This is a genomic window from Brevundimonas sp. (assembly GCF_036399195.1).
Lineage (GTDB): Bacteria > Pseudomonadota > Alphaproteobacteria > Caulobacterales > Caulobacteraceae > Brevundimonas.
In genome coordinates this window covers 1-4,991 of record NZ_DASWNO010000252.1, presented here as the reverse complement: position 1 = coordinate 4,991, position 4,991 = coordinate 1, and the positions used below count along the sequence as shown (strand labels likewise).

5 protein-coding genes are annotated in these 4,991 nt (G+C 70.2%); 3 read left to right on the top strand and 2 right to left on the bottom strand.

The features are described from left to right. Positions 1–246 precede the first annotated feature (246 nt). A complete protein-coding gene (locus tag VGB60_RS11130; protein WP_331038323.1) occupies positions 247–657 on the bottom strand; it encodes a hypothetical protein in 411 nt (136 codons plus the stop codon). A gap of 150 nt (positions 658–807) precedes the next feature. Here VGB60_RS11130 and VGB60_RS11125 point away from each other — a divergent pair, with 150 nt between their 5' ends. From VGB60_RS11125 to VGB60_RS11115, 3 genes are all read left to right on the top strand, one after another. After that, on the top strand, positions 808–1,221 hold the full coding sequence (locus VGB60_RS11125; protein WP_331038322.1) for a CBS domain-containing protein: 414 nt from the start codon (positions 808–810) through the stop codon (positions 1,219–1,221). 292 nt (positions 1,222–1,513) lie between these two features. Then, positions 1,514–2,092 (top strand): hypothetical protein, encoded by a 579-nt coding sequence (locus tag VGB60_RS11120; RefSeq protein ID WP_331038321.1) that lies wholly within the window; start codon positions 1,514–1,516, stop codon positions 2,090–2,092. A gap of 165 nt (positions 2,093–2,257) precedes the next feature. Then, positions 2,258–4,594, top strand: a complete 2,337-nt coding sequence (locus VGB60_RS11115) for a PAS domain-containing sensor histidine kinase (RefSeq protein WP_331038320.1) — start codon at positions 2,258–2,260, stop codon at positions 4,592–4,594. A gap of 4 nt (positions 4,595–4,598) precedes the next feature. On the opposite strand, the gene VGB60_RS11110 is transcribed toward VGB60_RS11115, so the two are convergent. Next, a partial coding sequence (locus tag VGB60_RS11110; RefSeq protein WP_331038319.1) for a periplasmic heavy metal sensor occupies positions 4,599–4,991 on the bottom strand: 393 nt, incomplete at its 5' end.

The window sequence follows — 4,991 nt, the reverse complement described above, 5'->3', positions numbered from 1 at the left end:
AGGTCGGCGGTCTCGGCCACCCGGCCCGCGACCGAGCCGTCGATGGGCGAGCGCGCCTCGAACCCATCCGAACTCCAGACCGAGGCGGGCGCTCCCAGCCGGTCGAGGATGTCGCGGCTTTCGGCGGAAGCGGTCTGGTGGGCGGTCATGGGCGGGCTCCGGCTGGCTCGCGCGGCTTAGCGGGGCCGGCCCACAAACGAAAGGGCCGCCCCGTCGCCGGGGCGGCCCTCTGTCACCCGATCCGCCTTACCAGCGGTCGCGACGCTCGTAGCGCAGCAGAGCCTCGATGCGGTTGAGCCGGTCGTTGAGCACGGCGTATTCACGAGCGCTCAGGCCGTCGCGGGCGTAGCGCCATTCGAGGCTGCGGTACTGCTGCATCTCGTAGCTGAGACGCTGCGCCTCGCCGCGGCTGACGCGGCCGTTGTAGGCGACGCGGTTGATCTGCTGCGCCAGACGTTCGGCGCGGTAGCGCAGATCCTGGCCGCCGCCGCCGTAGCCGAGGGCGGGGGCGGGGGCGTAGCCGTAGCCTTGGCTGTAGCCCGGCGAGCCGAAGCTGATGGAGAAGCCGACGTTCTGGGCCAGCGCCGGGGTGGCCAACAAGACCGCCGACGCCGCCAGGGTGGGGAGCAGAGCCTTCCGGATCTTGGCGGTTTTCATGATCGTATCCTCGTTCCTGGTCCAACGCGGACCGTGGACGCAGATAACCACCCCGCGTCTGACCCCACCCTGAGGGGCTCGTTGTCAAAGCGACAGGAACCGCCAAGGCAGGCAGGGGTTTGTGTCGCAACCCCCGAAAAGGAGAGCCCGATGAAGATTCGTGACGTCATGAGCAAGGATGTTCAGGTCGCCCGTCCCGGCGACACGCTGCAGGAAGTCGCCTCGCGCATGGCCGCCGGCGATTTCGGCTTCATGCCCGTGGCCGAGGGCGACACCCTGGTCGGCACGATCACGGACCGCGACATCGCCGTCCGCGCCGTGGCCCAGGGCGCGGCCTCCACCGCCCCCGTCGTCGAGTACATCAGCCGCGATCCCCACACCGCCCGCGCCGACGACGACCTGAAGACGGTGCTGGACGCCATGGGCACGAAACAGATCCGTCGCCTGCCCGTGCTGGACAAGGACAACCGCCTGGTCGGCGTCGTCTCGCTGGGCGACCTGTCCACCCGCGTGAAAGAGAAATACGCCGGCGAAACGCTGGAAGACATTTCCCGGGCGCCGTAGGGCGCCTCCGGCCCGGACAGGCTTCATCGTCAGGTGTCGCCCGGCGGTCAACGCCGATTGATCGCGAAGCGATCAGTAGAGCCCTGACTGCAGGCGCTTGAAGCTCGTGACGCAGAACCCTTCGTGTCCTTCGTGGTCCTTAGTGACCTTCATGACGAACCTTCGAACGAGGCCGCTGCGCGGCGGTGGGCATGCACGGCGCTAAACCCGGTTAACCTGCGCTTCACCCTGTCGCGGAACCGGGTGTTCATGCGCGGCGTGCATCCTGCCGATGAAGTGGTCGGAGGGCAGAATGGCGCGCGCGCAGTTCCAGAAGGGTCAGAAGGTCTGGGTCGAGTGCGTCGGCGCCTGGGCCCAGATCGAGAAGGTCCAGCCCGTCTGGGCCAAGGGCTTCGAGGAGCCCGTGCGGGTCACCTATGACGTCGGCCTGGGCCGCGAGTTCGTGGGCCACGAGCTGCTGTTGCCCGTGGAAGACCCGGCCGCGAACATCGGCGAGAACTGGCGTCTGATGCGGGCGCGCAACAAATGGCAGACGGCGGACGACTGCCCCCACCACCCGTTCCCCGGCACCTATCCCGTGGTCGTGACGGACAAGGCGGACTGGGGCGGCTGGCGCGTGCCCGGCGCGGAATACGACCGCGATCCGGAGCAGATCGAATTCCAGGCCCGGCTGATTTCGGCCGCGCCCAAGCTCATGGCCTTGGCTGAACGGCTGGTTTCCTCGGTCGACGACCTGCCCGAGGACGCGCCGCCGGAGCTGCTGGAGCTGGCGCGTGGGGCCCGCAGCATTCTGAACGGCGTCAAGGACATCCTGTTGCCGCCGCCGGAGGCGGCCAGCCTGACCAAGGTGAAACGGTCCGAGGCCGCCTGAAACCGTTGATCGTTCCCAACCAAGGCTCGACACGAATCCGCGACGCAGCCTAGATTCTCCCATCGACGTCGATTTCTCGGGGAGAGCGCCTTGCGGGGCAACGAGCGCCGCATAACCGCAGAGGGACGGCGCACGGCGGACCGGCGCAAGAGCGCGCCTCCGTGGTTGAGCGTCGCCCTTCTGGTGGTGACGCTGGCCCTCGCGGCCTGTCTGATGCTTTTCACGCGCGAGATCACCCGCCCGGGGCGCGAGGCCGAAGTGCTGAGGTTGGAGGCTGTCGACCGCGAGGCGCGGTTGCTGGCGTTGGACCTGGAGCGTCGGTCGGCGCCCGTCGAGGCGGCGCTCAGGGCGGCGGGCGGCGGCGCGGGGGCTCCGGCCGCCTTCGTCCAGCGCGCCCGGGCCGCGGCGCCCGAAACACCTTTCGCGGTGCTGGACTCCACCGGCCGTGTCGTGGCCGTCGGAGGCGCGGAGCCGTCGGATTTCGCTTCGTCTCCGGGCCGCCCGCGCCTCTCCCGGGACGGCGAGGCGCTGCTGGTCTCCAGAACGCTTCCCGGCGGAGGGCGTCTGACGGGGCGGGTTGCGCTGCCCCAGCTGGTCGCCCGGAACGGCGTCTCGGTCGCGGTGCTGTCGGACAGCCGGACGCCCCTGACGGGTGCGTCGTCGCAGATCGCCGCGCTCCAGCTTCAAGCGACCCCCGTCCAGCCCGACGGCCGGGGCGTGACGCTGCGGGATGACGGTCGGGCCCTACGCCGGAGCGGCGCCGCCGTCGGGGAGAGCGGTCTGATCGCCGTCGCCTGGAGCCCCGTCACCGTGGGCGCCGACGCCCTGATGGACGACGTCTGGGTGCTGACGGCGCCGGTCGGCATCGGGGCCTTCGTCGTCCTGATCGCACTGCTGCTGCAGCGCCGGCAGCAGGGCATCACCCAGGTCTGGGCGGCGTCGGAGCAGCGGTTCCGCGGGGCGGTCGAAGCGGCGCGGTGCGGCGTCTGGGAGTGGGACACGGAGACGGATCTGGTCACGGTCTCGGACTATATGGCGCAGTTGATGGGGCTGGAGCAACGCGGGGCGGTGTCCAGCGACGAGCTGATGGCGCGCGTTCACCCGCGCTATCGCGACGCCGTGCTGCACGCCTTGCGGCAGGCGCAGACCTTCGGAGCCTTCGATGTCAGCTTCCCTGTCACGGACGAGCACGGCAAGGCCCGCTGGATCGACGCGCGGGGGCAGGCCCGGGGCGATCGGGGCGAGGAGGGGTTCACCAATGTGCTGGGCGTGGCGCTGGACACCACGGAGGCGCGGCGCGCGAAGGCGCAGGCCCAGGCCGCCGAAAGCCGGCTGCGCGACGGCATCGAGAGCGTGTCCGACGCCTTCGTCCTGTTCGACAAGGGCGGTCGGCTGATCCTGTCCAATCAGGCGTTCCAGGACGCCTTCGGATTCGAGGACGGCGTGCTTCGCCGCGGCGCCTTCAAGCAGGACCTGAACCGCATCGCCGCCCTCGCCATCAAGTCCGATCAGCCGGCCACGGGCGGCCGCGCCGGCGCCCGGGAGGTCGAGCTGCACGACGGCCGCTGGCTGCAGCTGGTCGAGCGCTTCACCTCGGACGGCGGCTCGGTCGTCACGGCGGCGGACATCACCGCGATCAAGCGCAAGGAGGCCGAGCGCCAGCGCGCGACCGAGCGGCTGCACGTCACCATCGCCGAGCTGGAGGACCGCGAGGAGCGGCTGTCCCAGCTGGCGCGGAAGTACGAGGTGGCGATGACCCGGGCCGAGGCGGCCAACCAGGCGAAGTCGGAATTCCTCGCCAATATGAGCCATGAGCTGCGCACGCCGCTGAACGCCATCAACGGCTTCTCGGAGATCATGGCGGGAGAGATGTTCGGCCCGCTGGGGGACCCAAAATACAAGGGCTACGCCGCCGACATCCTGAAGTCCGGCCAGCACCTGCTCAGCCTGATCAACGACATCCTCGACATGGCCAAGATCGAGGCCGGCAAGCTGACGCTGCACTACGAGATGGTGTCGCTGAAGGAGATCGTCGACGACGCCACCCGTCTGATGCGGGGCAAGATCGAGGAAGCGGGCCTGAAGCTGGTGGTCGACGCCCCGGTCCTGCCGGACATCGAGGCCGACTACCGCGGGCTGAAGCAGGTGATCCTGAACCTGATCTCGAACGCGGTGAAGTTCACGCCGGAGGGCGGCGACATCGTCGTCGCCCTGTCACGCGAGGACGACGACCGGCTCCGCGTCGCGGTCACGGACACCGGCATCGGCATCGCCGCCAAGGATCTGGACCGGCTGGCCCGTCCCTTCGAACAGGTCGAGGGCCAGCACTCCAAGACGACCCAGGGCACCGGCCTCGGCCTGGCCCTGACCAAGTCGCTGATCGAGCTGCACGGCGGCGAGCTCAGCATCGCCAGCCAGCCGGGCCAGGGCACGACGGTCAGCTTCAACGTTCCGATTCGCCGCCCGGAGATCGCCCCGGCCGAACAGGCCGAGGCCGCGTGACGGTTCAGCCCGTCCTGTCTTCCGCCTTCGTCGCCTTGTCCCGATCGCCGCGCGCCACCACGCGGCCCCGGCGGGTGAGGATCTCGGACAGGGCCTTCCGGTCCGCGGGCTGAAGCGTATCCAGAACGGCCACGGCATCGGTCTCGAGCCGGGCGCGGCCGCGCAGCTCGGCCTCGCGCGACTGGGCCAGCAGCGCCGTCACCCGCGCCCGGTCGAAAGCGTCGGACGACGCGATCCGCACGGCCTCGCGGCGGTACTGCCGCGCCGCCTCGAAGTCGGGACGGGCGGCGAGGGCCGAGGCGCGCAGGGCGTCGCGCACGCGCTCGCGCTCGGCGGGGGCCAGTTGGCCGATCAGCATCATCGGCGAGCCGGTGCGCGGCGGCTTGTGCTGGGCTTC

What these genes read in the sequence shown, in the direction of transcription:
- VGB60_RS11125 (WP_331038322.1), top strand. Translation starts at nt 808, where the DNA reads ATGAAGATTCGTGACGTCATGAGCAAGGATGTTCAGGTCGCCCGTCCC.
- VGB60_RS11120 (WP_331038321.1), top strand. Translation starts at nt 1,514, where the DNA reads ATGGCGCGCGCGCAGTTCCAGAAGGGTCAGAAGGTCTGGGTCGAGTGC.
- VGB60_RS11130 (WP_331038323.1), bottom strand. Translation starts at nt 657, where the DNA reads ATGAAAACCGCCAAGATCCGGAAGGCTCTGCTCCCCACCCTGGCGGCG.